The organism is Pectobacterium jejuense (genome assembly GCF_026800125.1).
In the GTDB taxonomy this organism is placed as follows: Bacteria; Pseudomonadota; Gammaproteobacteria; order Enterobacterales; family Enterobacteriaceae; genus Pectobacterium; species Pectobacterium jejuense.
Window position 1 is genome coordinate 328916 of the sequence record NZ_JAPQKX010000004.1, and the last position, 14309, is coordinate 343224.

Consider the following 14309-nt stretch of genomic DNA (forward strand, 5'->3'; position numbering starts at 1 on the left):
TTGCTCCACCACAAAGTTTGATATCACCACTTGAATTTGAATAATTACACATATAAAGTGAATTTTAATTCAATGAATAGATTTTAATCCGATAGATATACCCTAGATAATTCGAGTTGCAGGAAGGCGGCAATCGCACGAATCCTCAGGAGCTTACTCAAGTAAGTGACTGGGGTGAGTAAGAGAAGCCAACGCACATGCAGCTTGAAGTATGACGGGGATAGTGTTGAGCCACATGGAGAGGTACATCATGCAACCGTTCTATAAGCGTCACTTTTTAAGGTTAATGGATTTTACACCCGCAGAAATTGCCAATCTTTTAGCCCTGTCAACGAAACTGAAAGCCGACAAAAAAAACGGGACAGAAGCCCGCCGTCTGCAAGGTAAAAACATCGCACTCATCTTCGAAAAAGATTCGACTCGTACTCGCTGCTCTTTCGAAGTTGCTGCATACGATCAGGGCGCGCAAGTGACCTATCTTGGCCCAAGCGGCAGCCAAATCGGCCATAAAGAATCCATCAAGGATACGGCACGCGTGCTGGGAAGAATGTACGACGGCATTCAATATCGCGGCTATGGTCAGCAAATTGTCGAAACGCTGGCGCAATACGCGGGCGTTCCAGTCTGGAACGGGCTGACGAACGAATTCCACCCTACTCAGCTGCTGGCGGATCTGCTGACGATGCAAGAGTATTTGCCGGGTAAAACGCTGTCAGAGATGACGCTCGTCTATGTCGGTGATGCACGCAACAACATGGGCAACACGATGCTTGAAGCAGCGGCGCTGACCGGGCTGAATTTACGTCTTGTTGCGCCAAAAGCCTGCTGGCCGGATGACGGTCTGGTGGCTGAGTGTCAGGCAGCGGCAGAACAAACTGGCGGCAGCATTACGCTGACGGAAGATATCGCCGCGGGCGTCGCGGGCGCAGATTTTATTTATACCGACGTCTGGGTTTCTATGGGGGAACCAAAAGAGACCTGGAAAGAGCGTATCGCGCTGCTGAAACCGTATCAGGTAAACATGGCAATGATCGCCGCGACGGGTAATCCGCAGGTGAAGTTCCTGCACTGCCTGCCCGCGTTCCACGACGATCAGACGACGATGGGCCAACAAATGGCGGAGCAGTATGGTCTGCACGGTGGAATGGAAGTCACGGATGAGGTCTTTGAATCCGCGCACAGCATCGTGTTCGATCAGGCGGAAAATCGCATGCACACCATCAAAGCGGTGATGGTCGCCACGCTGGTACAGGATTAAGGTTTACTTCCCTCCCCTGAGTGGGGAGGGAGAGGCTTTCCAGCGGTTTACACCACCAGTGACGCGTCGATTTTCACCACGGCTTTGCGCACGTGCGCAGGTGTACCAACGGCACACAGCGGTTTGTGCACTTCGCCTGGGAAGAAGACGACAAAATCCCCTTCCTGCATCACAAACTGTTTTTCCTGCTCGCCCGCAGGCAGGAAAGCAATGTCTTTATCCGCCAGCCAGTCGGTATCCGGCGTGCCCGCAGGCAGGTTACTGAACGTCATCCCTTCCACACCGGACAGCACAATCTGAATGTCCAGATATTTGGCGTGATACTCAGCGCGGCGCTTTTCCAGCAGATCGGTGCTGTCGTTGGAGATCAGCACAAACACGCTGTTGCCCTCGATATCATGCTTGCCCAGCGGCGTGTCTGCCGTAATATTTTGCTTCACGTATTCAATCGCTTCGCGCAGTTTGGCAGGCAGATAAGGAACCAGTTCAAGGTGGTGGACGTTGCCAGTAATCATAAAAACCCTCGTTGATATAAAAATGAAACCCTGTTTTACAATCCTTATACTCTCCAAATGTGACGCCCGCCAGCGTGTTAATACGAAAAAGTGAACTACCCACCACTCTTCTCCACCGGCCTTCTCCCACTCACGAATGTTATGCATGCAGCACGCGACCCGCAACCGATTGCGATGCGTAAAAAACCACGTTTTCTGCTTGAAATAGCCTAGTCGGCGCGTATAATTCCCGACAGTTTGCCGGGAGGGGTCATGCACCGTTACACCAAAAAATCTGCTGCTTATGTTGGTTCTCAACCACAACTGCCATCCGGCAGCCAGCCAGCGTTTTCCTTTCCGTTGCTCAATTATTCAATGAAGAAAGCCCCTCAATGAGGGGCTTTTTTTTGGCCCACAATCCGGGCAACCAGATACAACATTTCCTGTGTACACGTTAGGAGAAAGACAACATGGTCAATCCGCTCTATCAAAAACATATTATTTCGATTAACGACCTCAGTCGGGAAGATTTGGAACTGACGCTGCGTGTCGCTGCCAGCCTGAAAGCCAATCCGCAGCCTGAGTTGTTGAAACATAAAGTGATTGCCAGTTGCTTCTTCGAGGCCTCTACCCGGACGCGCTTATCCTTTGAAACCGCGATGCATCGCCTCGGTGCCTCCGTCGTCGGTTTCGCTGACAGCAACAACACGTCGCTGGGGAAAAAGGGCGAAACGCTGGCCGACACCATTTCCGTCATCAGCCAATACGTGGATGCCATTGTGATGCGTCACCCGCAGGAAGGCGCTTCCCGCCTGGCGACCGAGTTCTCCGGCGGTATTCCAATTCTGAACGCTGGCGACGGCGCAAACCAACACCCGACGCAGACGCTGCTCGATTTGTTCACCATTCAGGAAACGCAGGGTCGACTGAATAACATCAATATCGCGATGGTCGGTGATTTGAAATACGGCCGCACCGTGCATTCACTCACGCAGGCGCTGGCGAAGTTTGAAGGCAACCGCTTCTACTTCATCGCCCCGGATGCGCTGGCGATGCCGGACTACATTCTGAGCATGCTGAAAGAGAAGAATATCGCTTACAGCCTGCACAACAGCATCGATGATGTCGTCGGCGAGCTGGATATTCTGTACATGACGCGCGTGCAGAAAGAGCGTCTGGATCCGTCCGAATACATCAACATCAAATCCCAGTTTGTTCTGCGCGCCGCCGACCTGCACAGCGCCCGCCCGAATTTGAAAGTACTGCATCCGCTGCCGCGAGTTGATGAGATCACCATTGATGTGGATGCCACGCCTTACGCCTACTATTTCCAGCAGGCGGGCAACGGTATTTACGCCCGCCAGGCGCTGCTGGCGCTGGTCCTGACTCGCGAACTGGTTCTGTAAGAGGAAGAAGCCATCATGACACACGATAATAAATTACAGGTTGAAGCGATCAAACGTGGCACAGTGATCGACCACATTCCCGCACAGGTGGGTTTTAAGCTGCTGACGCTGTTTAAATTGACCGCGACAGACCAGCGCATCACCATCGGCCTGAACTTGCCGTCCAACCATCTTGGGCGCAAAGATCTGATCAAGATCGAAAACGTTTTCCTGACCGAACAACAGGCGAATCAGTTGGCGATCTATGCACCGCAGGCGACCGTCAATCAGATCGATGATTATGATGTCGTACGCAAGCTGGTGCCGACGCTGCCAGACCACATTACTGGCGTGCTCACTTGCCCTAACAGCAACTGCATCAGCCGCAGCGAACCGGTGTCATCGTCATTCAGCGTGAAACAGCGTGGCGGCGACGTTCACCTGAAGTGTAAGTACTGCGAGAAAGAGTTTGAGCGTCAGGCAGTGCTGCAAGATCGCTAGTTTTCTGCATTGCCCCGCAATGGACATTGCCTGTCGCGGGGCTTTTTTGAATAATGGCGGCGTCCGCGTTTCTTTTACGCCCCCATCAAGGAGATACCATGTCACGCATTATCAGCACTGAGCACGCCCCAGCCGCCATCGGCCCTTATGTTCAGGGCGTCGACCTTGGCAGCATGATCTTCACGTCCGGCCAGATCCCTGTGCACCCGAAAAGCGGTCTGGTAGCAGATAACATCACCGCTCAGACGCGTCAGTCACTGGAAAACGTTCAGGCGATCGTAGAAGCCGCTGGCCTGAAAGTTTCCGATATCGTGAAAATGACCGTATTCGTGAAAGACCTGCACGATTTCGCTCTGGTCAACACCGCATATGAAGCCTTCTTCAACGAGCATAGCGCACCGTTCCCAGCTCGCTCTTGTGTTGAAGTCGCACGCCTGCCAAAAGACGTGAAGATCGAGATCGAAGCGATCGCCGTTCGTCGCTAAATATCACCGTAATATCCCCAAAAAGCGCACGGTAACCGGTGCGCTTTTTTTCTGTTCTTTCTTTCACCACAACAACATTATTGACATTCCCATCACACATCACGGTCAAAAAACAAACAAATTTCCGCCAAGCCGCGCGTAGCAAGCCTTCCCACTCCCAGCGCCTTTTTTGACTATTTTTTGTTCAGGCTCAAATTCCCCGCGACATGAGGATTTCTTTGCTCTACATCAATTTTACAGCGATAAAAGCGCAAACACTCCTACGCAATTTCAATATATAGTGCCTATCCTGTAAACATGACCTACATATAGTGTTTATCCACAGTGTCATCCACAGCCCTCTGTAACCCTTGTCAGTTACGGTTTTCGCCTGTGGATAACCTTTCCAGAGGAAGAAAACGTGAAACCAGTAGTGATTAAACGGGACGGTTGCCAGGTGCCTTTTGATGAAGTGCGTATCAAAGAGGCGGTCGAACGCGCGGCACATGCAGCCGGTGTCAATGATGCAGACTACTGTGCAACTGTGGCCTGTGCGGTCGCTCAACAAATGCAGGATAAATCGCGCGTAGATATCCGCGATATTCAGGACGCGGTCGAAAACCTGCTGATGTCCGGCAATTACAAAAAACTGGCGCGTACCTACATCGAATACCGCCATGACCGCGATATTGCGCGTGAACGCCACGGTCGCCTGAATCAGGAAATTCGCGGTCTGGTTGAGCAGAGCAACATGGCGCTGCTGAACGAGAACGCCAACAAAGACAGTAAAGTGATTCCCACCCAGCGCGACCTGCTGGCCGGTATTGTCGCCAAGCATTACGCCAAACAGTACATCCTGCCGCGTGATGTGGTACTGGCGCACGAGCGCGGTGAGATTCACTATCACGACCTCGACTACTCGCCCTTTTTCCCGATGTTTAACTGCATGCTGATCGACCTGAACGGCATGCTGACCAATGGCTTCAAAATGGGCAACGCGGAGATTGAGCCGCCGAAGTCGATCTCAACCGCTACCGCCGTCACCGCGCAGATTATCGCGCAGGTCGCCAGCCACATTTATGGCGGCACCACGATAAACCGTATTGATGAAATCCTGGCACCGTTCGTCACCGCCAGCCATGAGAAACATAAAGCCGTGGCAGAAGAGTGGCAGATTCCAGATGCGGAAAATTACGCCTTAACCCGCACGGAAAAAGAGTGCTACGACGCCTTCCAGTCACTGGAATATGAAGTCAATACACTGCATACCGCTAACGGTCAGACGCCGTTCGTGACCTTTGGCTTCGGGCTCGGCGTCAGTTGGGAATCGCGTCTGATTCAGGAATCTATTCTGCGCAACCGCATTGCCGGGCTGGGTAAAAACCACAAAACGGCGGTCTTCCCAAAACTGGTCTTTGCGATTCGCGACGGTCTGAACCACAAAGCGGGCGATCCGAATTACGATATCAAACAGCTCGCGCTGGAGTGTGCCAGCAAGCGCATGTACCCGGATATTCTGAACTACGATCAGGTCGTGAACGTCACCGGTTCGTTTAAAACCCCAATGGGCTGCCGCAGCTTCCTCGGCGTTTATGAAGAAGATGGCCAGCAGATTCACGACGGCCGCAATAACCTGGGCGTAATCAGCCTGAACCTGCCGCGCATCGCGTTGGAGGCCGAAGGCAGCGAAACTCGCTTCTGGACGCTGCTCGACCAGCGTCTGGCGCTGGCGAAGAAAGCGCTGATGACGCGCATTGCGCGGCTGGAAAGCGTGAAAGCCCGCGTCGCGCCAATCCTGTATATGGAAGGCGCGTGCGGCGTACGCTTAAAAGCGGACGACAGCATTGCAGATATCTTCAAGAACGGACGCGCCTCAATTTCACTGGGTTACATCGGCCTGCATGAAACGATTAACGCGCTATTCGGTAGCCAAACGCACGTGTTTGATGACGAAGCGCTACGTGCCAAAGCCGTGGCCGTTATCACTCGCCTGAAAGCCGCCACTGAGCAGTGGAAAGACGAAACGGGTTACGGCTTCAGCCTGTACAGCACGCCAAGTGAAAACCTGTGCGACCGCTTCTGCCGTCTGGATACCGCCGAGTTTGGTGTTGTGCAGGGCGTGACGGACAAAGGGTATTACACCAACAGCTTCCACCTCGATGTGGAGAAGAAGGTGAACCCTTATCAGAAAATCGACTTCGAGCTGCCCTATCCGCCGCTGGCTAACGGTGGGTTCATTTGCTACGGCGAATACCCTAACCTGCAGCACAACCTCAAAGCGCTGGAGGACGTGTGGGATTACAGCTACAGCCGCGTGCCTTACTACGGCACCAACACGCCGATCGACGAATGCTACGAGTGCGGCTTCACCGGTGAATTCGAGTGCACCAGCAAAGGCTTCACCTGCCCGAAATGCGGTAACCACGATTCGGCCCGCGTTTCCGTCACGCGCCGCGTGTGCGGCTACCTCGGCAGCCCGGATGCACGCCCGTTCAACGCCGGTAAGCAGGAAGAAGTGAAGCGTCGAATCAAGCATTTAGGAAACGGTCAACTGGGGTAATCCCTTCCGGGCCGCAGCAATGCGGCCCACCTTTCGCGGCACCGTCAACACGCGCCCGCTTCATAACATGGGCTCTACAGCATGAATTACCACCAGTATTATCCCGTTGATGTCGTCAACGGCCCCGGCACCCGCTGTACGCTGTTTGTCGCGGGCTGCGTGCATGAGTGTGTGGGGTGCTACAACAAAAGCACCTGGCGACTCAACTCCGGTCAGCCGTTTACGCAGGAACAGGAAGATCGGATCATCGCCGATCTCCAGGATACAGAAATCCCCCGGCAGGGAATTTCGCTTTCTGGCGGCGATCCGCTTCATCCGCAGAACGTGCCTGACATCCTGCGGCTGGTCGAACGGATACGCGCGGAATGCCTAGGCAAAGATATCTGGGTCTGGACGGGCTACGTGCTGGCGGAACTCACACCGGAGCAACAGCGGGTGGTCGATCTCATCAACGTATTAGTCGATGGAAAATTTGTGCAAGATCTGAAAGATCCCGCACTGATCTGGCGCGGCAGCAGCAATCAGGTTGTCCACCGCCTGCGTTGATCGACAAGCGGCTACTGAAGCGCCTGCTGTTTACCCAGTGAACGTAATTGATCGGATTCCAGCACGGTGACCCGCGCTTTGGGCTCGGGTGAAAACGCCTGATTCAGCAACGCCTGCGCGACCGTTTTCCCTTCAATGGCTCGCCATTTTGCCGGGAACAGCCGAAACAGCGGTGCGGCCAGACTTTCTAGCGGGCGGCTGTCTTCTCTTTCCCCCAGCAGCATCGACGGCTGTGCCAGTGTCAGATGCTGCCAACCTTGCTGACGCAGCGATTTTTCTGCTTCTCCCTTCACTCGCGAATAGAAGAAAGGCGACGTCGCACTCGCACTCAGCGAACTGACGACCAACAGGTGCGTCGCGCCCAGCGCCAGCGCCACCTTTGACCCTTCCACCACCAGCGTGTAATCCACATAGCGGAACGCCTGCTTACTGCCTGCCGTCTTGAGCGTCGATCCCAGACAGCAAAACGCGATATCGACAGGATCGGTCAATTGCGCCAGCGCGGCAGACAGATCGGGATCGTGCGGATTGACCACCTTCTCCGAAGGCTCCAGCGGCTTACGGGTCGGCGCATAGATCGTCTCAACCCGATTATTGGCTTTCAACAGCTGTAACAACTCGTGCCCCACTAACCCCGTTGCGCCTAATAACAATACCCGGCTCATCGGTTTTCCCCCTTGCTCAGCGTCTTTCACTATCCCATCTTTTTACGTTTCTGTTCTTATCTGTGACAAATGTTAGTTATGACAAACGTTATCTGTGACAAATGCTCTCTGTAACGACAGTTATCTCTGAAGAATGTTAGCGCTGCCAGTGGCGTTTCTTACCAAAGCCCAACGTATTGTCCGTCATTTTGATTTCTGTCAGATCGAGCCGCCAGATCGGTGCTTGCGATGCCCGGGCAATAGGGAAACGCGCGTTGTACCGTGCTCTTGCCTGCTCCGCGTCATCCCCTTCCAACTGCACCGCCTGCGCCCGAAACTGCACGCCTTTAATCAGCATGACGCTCTTCGGCTGACCGCTCACCGTACCGGCCACCTGCGGCAGCCTTACCATTATTTCACCGTGGCGCGTCTGCAACTCCGTCATTAGATAGAAGGCTATCTGTTGATCGTCATAAGTATAGAAGCAACTCGCACACCATAATTCCGAATTTTCACCCACGCATAACGTCAGTACGTGCAACTTCTTCAAATAGCGGGAGATTGCCTCAAGATCGCTATCTGTTTCTCTCAGTTCTTTCTGCATTACGCTGCCTCAATCCACCTTCTGAACGAACGTATGCTGCCCGACCACTAACTGCCCTTCCGCAGAGTGCGGCAGCATAGTTTGCAGAGGCTGGCCGGTGTGTTTATCCAATAGCAGGGAGTGCGGTTCTCCCTCTGCAAACAGCTGCTGTTCCCCCCACTGGCGTAGCGCCACAACGAGCGGAAATAACTGTTCTCCTTTTGGCGTCAGGATATATTCCTGATAGGCCGAGCTTTCAGAAACGGGCTGAACGGACAAAATACCTTCCTCAACCAAGGCGCGCAGACGGTCGGTAAGAATATTTTTGGCAACGCCCAAACTGCGCTGAAAATCGCCGAAACGGCGGCGATTGTCGAAAGCATCGCGGATAATCAGCAACGCCCAGCGATCGCCAACCACTTCTAGCGCGCGAGCGACGGGACACGCATCCTCTTTCAGACTTTTGCGCTTCACCATAACTACTTCCTCTCCTTTTTCCTGTTCATCCTGCCTGCCTACCCACAAGCTGAAAACTGACCGCACGTTTTTTGGTTGCAGAATAAAACCAGAGTATTTATGCTTCAAGTGGTTTTATTTTGAAACCAAATTGAGCAATGAAAGCCAATACCATGAAAACAAGCCCTATTCATACCACGTCATCCGTTACCGAAGGCGATCTTTACAGCACGCAGACGGCCTTGCCGCGCGCTTTAGTTTTGCTGTTTGCCTGTGCCAGCGCCCTCAGCGTCGCCAATGTGTATTACGCACAGCCGCTGTTGGATGCATTATCGATAGATTTTCACATCAGTATCGCTGCCATTGGCGGCGTGATGACCGCAACACAGCTTGGCTGTGCGCTGGCGTTAATTCTGCTGGTGCCGCTGGGCGATATCCTCAATCGGCGCTATTTGATGCTCGCCCAGTTGGGTGCGCTCATCGTGGCGCTGATCGCCGTTGGGCTATCCACCACGCCCCTGTCTTTATTGATCGGCATGCTGGCTGTGGGCATGCTCGGCACGGCAATGACGCAGGGCCTGATTGCTTATGCCGCGACGGCTGCCGCCCCGCAGGAGCGCGGGCGCGTAGTCGGTGCGGCACAGGGCGGCGTGGTGATTGGGCTGTTGCTGGCGCGCGTGCTATCCGGCTTCATCGCCGATCTAGCAGGCTGGCGCAGCGTATACTTTTTCTCTGCGCTGCTGATGCTCCTGCTTGCCGTACTTTTATGGCGCGCGCTGCCGCACCAGCCGCTTGCCCAGCAGCGTCCCCGCTATGCCGCGTTGCTGCTTTCTATGCTGACCCTGCTGCGTCAAGAGCGGGTATTGCAAATACGTGGCACCATCGCTTTACTGATGTTTGCTGCCCTGAGCATTTTCTGGAGCGCCCTGGTTCTGCCGCTGAGTCGCGAACCGTATTTCTTCTCTCATACGGTTATCGGTGCGTTTGGTCTGGTGGGGATTCTCGGCGCATTGGCGGCAGTGAAAGCGGGATCGCTGGCCGATAAAGGCCGCGAACAGTGGGTCAGCGGCATAGCCCTGTTATTGCTGCTGACATCGTGGCTGCCGCTGTGGTTAGCGCCCTATTCTCTCTTCGCGCTGGTGGTCGGCATCATCGTTCTCGATCTGGGCGGACAGGCCATTCACGTCACCAACCAAAGCATGATTTTCAAGACGCATCCTGATGCGCACAGCCGTCTGGTTGGCTGTTATATGCTGTTTTATAGCATCGGCAGCGGGCTTGGCGCGATGGCAACGACAGCGGCATATGACGCTGCCGGCTGGTCAGGCGTGTGCCTCCTTGGCGCAGCCGTCAGCCTGCTGGCGCTGCTTTTCTGGAAAATGACGCTGCACGCCTCAGCGCCGTCACCGGCCACTTCCACGCCATCGTGATAGCGGAACAACGCTGCTTGATAAACACACCATCCGATTGATAAGGGAAAAGCATGAGCGAACTGACGTTACTGGCTGATGCCGACGAGCGCGGCCGACGTTATCTGGCTGAGACTGCACAGCGTCGGGTTTTCCCCGATGCCGATGCCCTCGCAGCGCTGGCACGTTTTGATGAAGCGCTGCCGCAACAGGGCTTCTCGCCCGAAAGCACGCTGACACTGCTGGATGAGGTCGGCTCACCGGCCACCACCGCCTCCAATGGCCCGAACTATTTCGGCTTTGTTATCGGTGCCTCATTGCCGGTCGCCGCCGCTTCCGAGCGATTAATGATCGCCTGGGATCAGTGCGCGTCCACCTTCGATAACTCGCCGGTATCCGCCACGCTGGAACGCCTCGCCAGCCGCTGGGTGCTCGATGCTCTGAACTTACCCAAAGACAGCGCCGTGGGTTTCGGCACCAGCGCCACAGCCTGCACGCTTTCCTGTCTGGCCGCTGCGCGTCGTGCTCTGCTGGCAAAACAGGGCTGGGATTTTGACAACGATGGGCTGATCGGCGCACCTGAAATTAAGGTCGTGATTTCGGAACTGACGCACATCACCGTGAAGAAAGCCCTACGCGTACTCGGCTTTGGGCTACGCCATTTACTTATCGCGCCCGTGAATGCGTTTGGGCAGATCGACGTGGCACAGCTTCCTCCACTGGATAACCGCACGATTCTTTGTTTGCAAGCCGGCGAGGTCAACACGGGCGAGTTCGATGACTTTGCGCAGATCATTCCCGTCGCGAAAGCAGCGGGAGCCTGGGTTCACGTTGATGGCGCATTCGGGCTGTGGGCCAGAGCCTCGTCCCACGCGGCGCTCACCGACGGCATCGAGCTGGCCGATAGCTGGACAACCGACGCGCATAAATGGCTGAACACGCCCTACGACTGTGCGATGGCGATTTGCCGCGATGCAGACGTGCTGGCGGAAGCGATGAACGCGGATGCCGTCTATTCTAGTGCGGCACGAGATGCGCAGAAGAACCTGACGCTCGAATTCTCCCGTCGTCCGCGCGGCATTCCGGTGTGGGCAGCACTGCGTACGCTGGGGCGCGATGGTGTAGCGGAGATGGTCGAGCGACACTGCCGGCAGGCAACCCTCATCGCCGACGGCCTGCGCCATGTGGGATTTGAGATACTGAATCGGGTTGTGCTTAATCAGGTTCTGCTACGGGGGGAAACCGACGGCCAAACGACAGCAATACGAGAAGCGTTGCAGGCGTCGGGCAAAGCATGGTTTGGCGGCACCGTCTGGCAGGGGCGCCCAGCATTGCGCATCAGCGTGTCATCCTGGCGCACGCAGGATGACAACGTACAGGCGCTAATCACGCTGCTGACGGAAATCAAAGCTCAGGCCCAATGCTGAGCGAAGCCCAAAGCATCGAGCATGGTATAAAACGACTATCCCCGCAAATGCGGGGATAGAGAGACGTCATCAGACTACGGTGCGTCGGAATACGCTAGACGTAAACGCTAATGCTGGAAACCTGCCCCTGAAAGCGGTTCAGCGCCTCTGCGGCACGTTGCAGGCTTTCGGTATTCTGCACTTCGCTACGGGATGATGCACCCGCGACACCTTGCTGAATGGTGTCGAAAACATTAATCGGCTGGAACACATTGGAAGGCGGAATACTTCCCCCTTCGGCTCTCGGCGACGAGACAAAACCCAGCAGCGCGGAACCTTCTTCACGTCCCAACCGCCCACTGCTGACAAGGCCTTCAACCGTTTCATACAGTTCGGCAGGGCTAATGCGAGTGAAATCATACCGCGTCGTCTGACCGACAGGAACGGCACCGCTGCCCGCCTGATAAGACTGAAGCTGTTCGGACAGCGCCGCTTTCTCTGCATGCTCTGTCGAACGCTTCGCCATCACCTGCTGGCTGGCAAAAACGGACGACTCTGCGGCTTCAACTTTCATATCACCTCCTTACGGTAACGTATGGAAGACAAAATCATTGGCATAGCGCCTCACCGTGACGGTGGGTGCAATAAATGGCGTGCTTTAATACTGACACGCAATCCCCCATCGCGCCAGCCAGAAGCGGGATTTGCTCCCGCTGATGTGGGAACACGTTATAGCGCGGTGAATTATGCTGCTCTTAGCAAAAATCGCAGAACAGTCGTGTCAATCAACAAAAGCACTCACAGGAATATCGAATCGTTTAGCAAGCGCTCTCATGTGATCAAGCGTTAGAGTGCGCTCACCGTTTAGAATGCGGGATACCAGAGACTTTTTACCAATCTCAGCTTCAAAATCACTCTGCGTTAGCTGATGCTGATCCATAAGGACGCGCAGTAAAGCGATACCGGCCGGGAGTGCTTTAACACGTTCGTTGAAGGCTGCAAACTCCGGTGCATCATTCTCGTATTTGTCAATTTTGGCAGTCAGCATATCGATTAGCGGACTATCAGGCTCACTCTCGATCAGGTATTCAGTGAGTTTCAGCGCATCCTCATAATCCTTACGAGAGGTGCTGCCTCCGAGGAATGGTACGATACTCGTCAGGTTGTTAGCTGCTTTGATAGCGTCTGCGTACATCATTCTTTATTCCTCCGGTAATACTCTGTCAGCCTGTCGTACTCTGCATGAGATGTAATGTGCTTGATGAAGATTTTCCCCCGCTCAAAATCAGCAAAAAACATCACTCGAAGATGCCCGCCACCAATATCAATAACCCACCATTTTTCCCGGTATTTCATCCTATCTAGGCTAGGGAAACGTTTTTTCATATCGTCCGGTGTTGCATACATTTCGCGTTTGATAACCCGATATAGGTCAGCAAGTGCTGCCGCCTGATTCGGAAACTGAGTGGTTGCAGTGTCGAAAGGTGCCCGCGAAATAACATGCATCTGGATTCACTCCCTGATGTTTCCAGATTGGAAACAATATGCCGTAAATGGAACGAGTTGACAATAAGGAAACCGTTATAATCTACATCCCTGCAGTTCGGTTTATCCCCGCAGAGCGGGGAATACTAAGCTTACATCCAGAGAGTAAGGGAGAACCTCACGCTGTTGGCGCATTACTCGCTAGCGCGACGACGTTCTCTTGCTCTGCGGGGGCTTTGCCGGGTTTCTCTTTTTTCTTTTCCACGTAGGTCAGTTTTTCCTGATTCTGCGCTGGCGGGGTCAGCGGATGGGATTGGCCAGTGAAGACGCCGCCTTTTTCGATGGAGAGTTCATCGGTGAAAATGTCTCCGAATACTTTTCCCTGCGCCAGAATGGCTACAATGCTGGCGGCTATGCGTCCTTCCACGCGGCCGTTGATGACGATCTGCTGCGACTTCATTTCGCCGTTGACCTGACCAGTGTGCTCCACTTTAATCGTGTTATCACACTGCACATCACCTTCTACCCGACCTTCCACGGTAATGTTGCCATCCACAGCCAGAGAGCCCGTCATACGCGCGCCCTGAGAAATGAAGGTGTCTTTTTTCACGCGCACAGGGTTCACTGAATTAATCAACTCGTTCGATGGACTGATAGCGGGAGAGCTGTTTATTTCACTGCGCTCTTGCGGTTCTTTGGCGTCTTTTTTGTTTTTATCAAATGAAAACATCGTGTTATTCCTTTTAACAGTATAGAAAAATGCGATCGTGGCACTTGCGGCTAGTACGGCAGCCACTCCCTGACCGTAATATCGAAGGGGAAGTTCGCTATAAATATCAATAAGCCAGGCGATCACCAATAAAGCCCATATCGCCCATATTCCCCAAAGCAGGTTGTAATTACGCACCGGGGCAAACCCGGAAAGAGGTGGGGTAATGCATATCCTTCTCCATTCGTCCTTTTTGCAGCTTGATTTCGCCACGCCCCATAGGATATCGGATGACAAGCCCTTTTATTTAGTCCGATGAGCGTGGCAACGTGATGACTATCGCATGAATTTTCGCCAACGCGATGTGGAAATGTGCGTTTTATTGATGTGGGTGCGTCTCTGCGGTGAA

16 protein-coding genes are annotated in these 14309 nt (G+C 54.0%); 8 read left to right on the forward strand and 8 right to left on the reverse strand.

Features of this window, described 5'->3' with window-relative positions:
* Positions 1-250: 250 nt before the first annotated feature.
* Positions 251-1258 (forward strand): ornithine carbamoyltransferase, encoded by a 1008-nt coding sequence (gene argF / locus NXT09_RS09985; RefSeq protein WP_268579580.1) that lies wholly within the window; start codon positions 251-253, stop codon positions 1256-1258.
* Positions 1259-1305: 47 nt separating this feature from the next.
* Here the strand turns inward: argF and NXT09_RS09990 are convergent, their stop codons facing one another.
* Complete coding sequence (locus tag NXT09_RS09990; RefSeq protein WP_268579581.1) at positions 1306-1773, reverse strand: NanQ anomerase/TabA/YiaL family protein; 468 nt, start codon at positions 1771-1773, stop codon at positions 1306-1308.
* A 449-nt stretch (positions 1774-2222) separates the two neighbouring features.
* Between NXT09_RS09990 and pyrB the strand changes: the two genes are divergently transcribed.
* The 5 genes from pyrB (at position 2223) to nrdG (ending at position 7208) form a co-directional block, all read left to right on the forward strand.
* A complete protein-coding gene (pyrB, locus tag NXT09_RS09995; RefSeq protein ID WP_268579582.1) occupies positions 2223-3158 on the forward strand; it encodes an aspartate carbamoyltransferase in 936 nt (311 codons plus the stop codon).
* Positions 3159-3173: 15 nt separating this feature from the next.
* Positions 3174-3638: an aspartate carbamoyltransferase regulatory subunit gene (gene pyrI, locus NXT09_RS10000; RefSeq protein ID WP_268579583.1), complete on the forward strand. Its 465-nt coding sequence runs from the start codon at positions 3174-3176 to the stop codon at positions 3636-3638.
* A 98-nt stretch (positions 3639-3736) separates the two neighbouring features.
* The gene (ridA, locus tag NXT09_RS10005) at positions 3737-4123 is read left to right on the forward strand and encodes a 2-iminobutanoate/2-iminopropanoate deaminase (protein WP_014913940.1); all 387 of its coding nucleotides are present in this window, start codon (positions 3737-3739) and stop codon (positions 4121-4123) included.
* Between the two features lie 400 nt (positions 4124-4523).
* A complete protein-coding gene (nrdD, locus tag NXT09_RS10010; RefSeq protein ID WP_268579584.1) occupies positions 4524-6662 on the forward strand; it encodes an anaerobic ribonucleoside-triphosphate reductase in 2139 nt (712 codons plus the stop codon).
* Positions 6663-6743: 81 nt separating this feature from the next.
* On the forward strand, positions 6744-7208 hold the full coding sequence (gene nrdG / locus NXT09_RS10015; RefSeq protein ID WP_268579585.1) for an anaerobic ribonucleoside-triphosphate reductase-activating protein: 465 nt from the start codon (positions 6744-6746) through the stop codon (positions 7206-7208).
* A gap of 11 nt (positions 7209-7219) precedes the next feature.
* Here nrdG and NXT09_RS10020 read toward each other — a convergent pair whose 3' ends face one another.
* The 3 genes from NXT09_RS10020 to NXT09_RS10030 all read right to left on the reverse strand — a co-directional run bounded on the left by NXT09_RS10020 (position 7220) and on the right by NXT09_RS10030 (position 8912).
* A complete protein-coding gene (locus NXT09_RS10020; protein ID WP_205554319.1) occupies positions 7220-7873 on the reverse strand; it encodes a Rossmann-fold NAD(P)-binding domain-containing protein in 654 nt (217 codons plus the stop codon).
* 136 nt (positions 7874-8009) lie between these two features.
* The gene (locus tag NXT09_RS10025) at positions 8010-8456 is read right to left on the reverse strand and encodes a YhbP family protein (protein WP_268579586.1); all 447 of its coding nucleotides are present in this window, start codon (positions 8454-8456) and stop codon (positions 8010-8012) included.
* 9 nt (positions 8457-8465) lie between these two features.
* A complete protein-coding gene (locus NXT09_RS10030) occupies positions 8466-8912 on the reverse strand; it encodes a winged helix-turn-helix transcriptional regulator (RefSeq protein WP_268579587.1) in 447 nt (148 codons plus the stop codon).
* A 152-nt stretch (positions 8913-9064) separates the two neighbouring features.
* Here NXT09_RS10030 and NXT09_RS10035 point away from each other — a divergent pair, with 152 nt between their 5' ends.
* Positions 9065-10321 (forward strand): MFS transporter, encoded by a 1257-nt coding sequence (locus NXT09_RS10035; RefSeq protein ID WP_268579588.1) that lies wholly within the window; start codon positions 9065-9067, stop codon positions 10319-10321.
* A gap of 53 nt (positions 10322-10374) precedes the next feature.
* Positions 10375-11727: a pyridoxal phosphate-dependent decarboxylase family protein gene (locus NXT09_RS10040; protein ID WP_268579589.1), complete on the forward strand. Its 1353-nt coding sequence runs from the start codon at positions 10375-10377 to the stop codon at positions 11725-11727.
* Positions 11728-11821: 94 nt separating this feature from the next.
* Here NXT09_RS10040 and NXT09_RS10045 read toward each other — a convergent pair whose 3' ends face one another.
* The 4 genes from NXT09_RS10045 to NXT09_RS10060 all read right to left on the reverse strand — a co-directional run bounded on the left by NXT09_RS10045 (position 11822) and on the right by NXT09_RS10060 (position 13921).
* The gene (locus tag NXT09_RS10045) at positions 11822-12280 is read right to left on the reverse strand and encodes a hypothetical protein (protein ID WP_014913932.1); all 459 of its coding nucleotides are present in this window, start codon (positions 12278-12280) and stop codon (positions 11822-11824) included.
* 207 nt (positions 12281-12487) lie between these two features.
* The gene (locus NXT09_RS10050; RefSeq protein ID WP_095993507.1) at positions 12488-12904 is read right to left on the reverse strand and encodes a helix-turn-helix domain-containing protein; all 417 of its coding nucleotides are present in this window, start codon (positions 12902-12904) and stop codon (positions 12488-12490) included.
* Positions 12901-13212 (reverse strand): type II toxin-antitoxin system HigB family toxin, encoded by a 312-nt coding sequence (locus tag NXT09_RS10055; RefSeq protein WP_039504225.1) that lies wholly within the window; start codon positions 13210-13212, stop codon positions 12901-12903. The genes NXT09_RS10050 and NXT09_RS10055 overlap by 4 nt, the downstream gene beginning before the upstream one ends.
* 157 nt (positions 13213-13369) lie before the next feature.
* The gene (locus tag NXT09_RS10060; RefSeq protein ID WP_268579590.1) at positions 13370-13921 is read right to left on the reverse strand and encodes a bactofilin family protein; all 552 of its coding nucleotides are present in this window, start codon (positions 13919-13921) and stop codon (positions 13370-13372) included.
* Positions 13922-14309: the final 388 nt, after the last annotated feature.

What these genes read in the sequence shown, in the direction of transcription:
- NXT09_RS10045 (WP_014913932.1), bottom strand. Translation starts at nt 12,280, where the DNA reads ATGAAAGTTGAAGCCGCAGAGTCGTCCGTTTTTGCCAGCCAGCAGGTG.
- pyrB (WP_268579582.1), top strand. Translation starts at nt 2,223, where the DNA reads ATGGTCAATCCGCTCTATCAAAAACATATTATTTCGATTAACGACCTC.
- nrdG (WP_268579585.1), top strand. Translation starts at nt 6,744, where the DNA reads ATGAATTACCACCAGTATTATCCCGTTGATGTCGTCAACGGCCCCGGC.
- NXT09_RS10055 (WP_039504225.1), bottom strand. Translation starts at nt 13,212, where the DNA reads ATGCATGTTATTTCGCGGGCACCTTTCGACACTGCAACCACTCAGTTT.
- NXT09_RS10025 (WP_268579586.1), bottom strand. Translation starts at nt 8,456, where the DNA reads ATGCAGAAAGAACTGAGAGAAACAGATAGCGATCTTGAGGCAATCTCC.
- NXT09_RS10030 (WP_268579587.1), bottom strand. Translation starts at nt 8,912, where the DNA reads ATGGTGAAGCGCAAAAGTCTGAAAGAGGATGCGTGTCCCGTCGCTCGC.
- NXT09_RS10040 (WP_268579589.1), top strand. Translation starts at nt 10,375, where the DNA reads ATGAGCGAACTGACGTTACTGGCTGATGCCGACGAGCGCGGCCGACGT.
- argF (WP_268579580.1), top strand. Translation starts at nt 251, where the DNA reads ATGCAACCGTTCTATAAGCGTCACTTTTTAAGGTTAATGGATTTTACA.
- NXT09_RS10020 (WP_205554319.1), bottom strand. Translation starts at nt 7,873, where the DNA reads ATGAGCCGGGTATTGTTATTAGGCGCAACGGGGTTAGTGGGGCACGAG.
- NXT09_RS09990 (WP_268579581.1), bottom strand. Translation starts at nt 1,773, where the DNA reads ATGATTACTGGCAACGTCCACCACCTTGAACTGGTTCCTTATCTGCCT.
- pyrI (WP_268579583.1), top strand. Translation starts at nt 3,174, where the DNA reads ATGACACACGATAATAAATTACAGGTTGAAGCGATCAAACGTGGCACA.
- ridA (WP_014913940.1), top strand. Translation starts at nt 3,737, where the DNA reads ATGTCACGCATTATCAGCACTGAGCACGCCCCAGCCGCCATCGGCCCT.
- NXT09_RS10050 (WP_095993507.1), bottom strand. Translation starts at nt 12,904, where the DNA reads ATGATGTACGCAGACGCTATCAAAGCAGCTAACAACCTGACGAGTATC.
- NXT09_RS10035 (WP_268579588.1), top strand. Translation starts at nt 9,065, where the DNA reads ATGAAAACAAGCCCTATTCATACCACGTCATCCGTTACCGAAGGCGAT.
- NXT09_RS10060 (WP_268579590.1), bottom strand. Translation starts at nt 13,921, where the DNA reads ATGTTTTCATTTGATAAAAACAAAAAAGACGCCAAAGAACCGCAAGAG.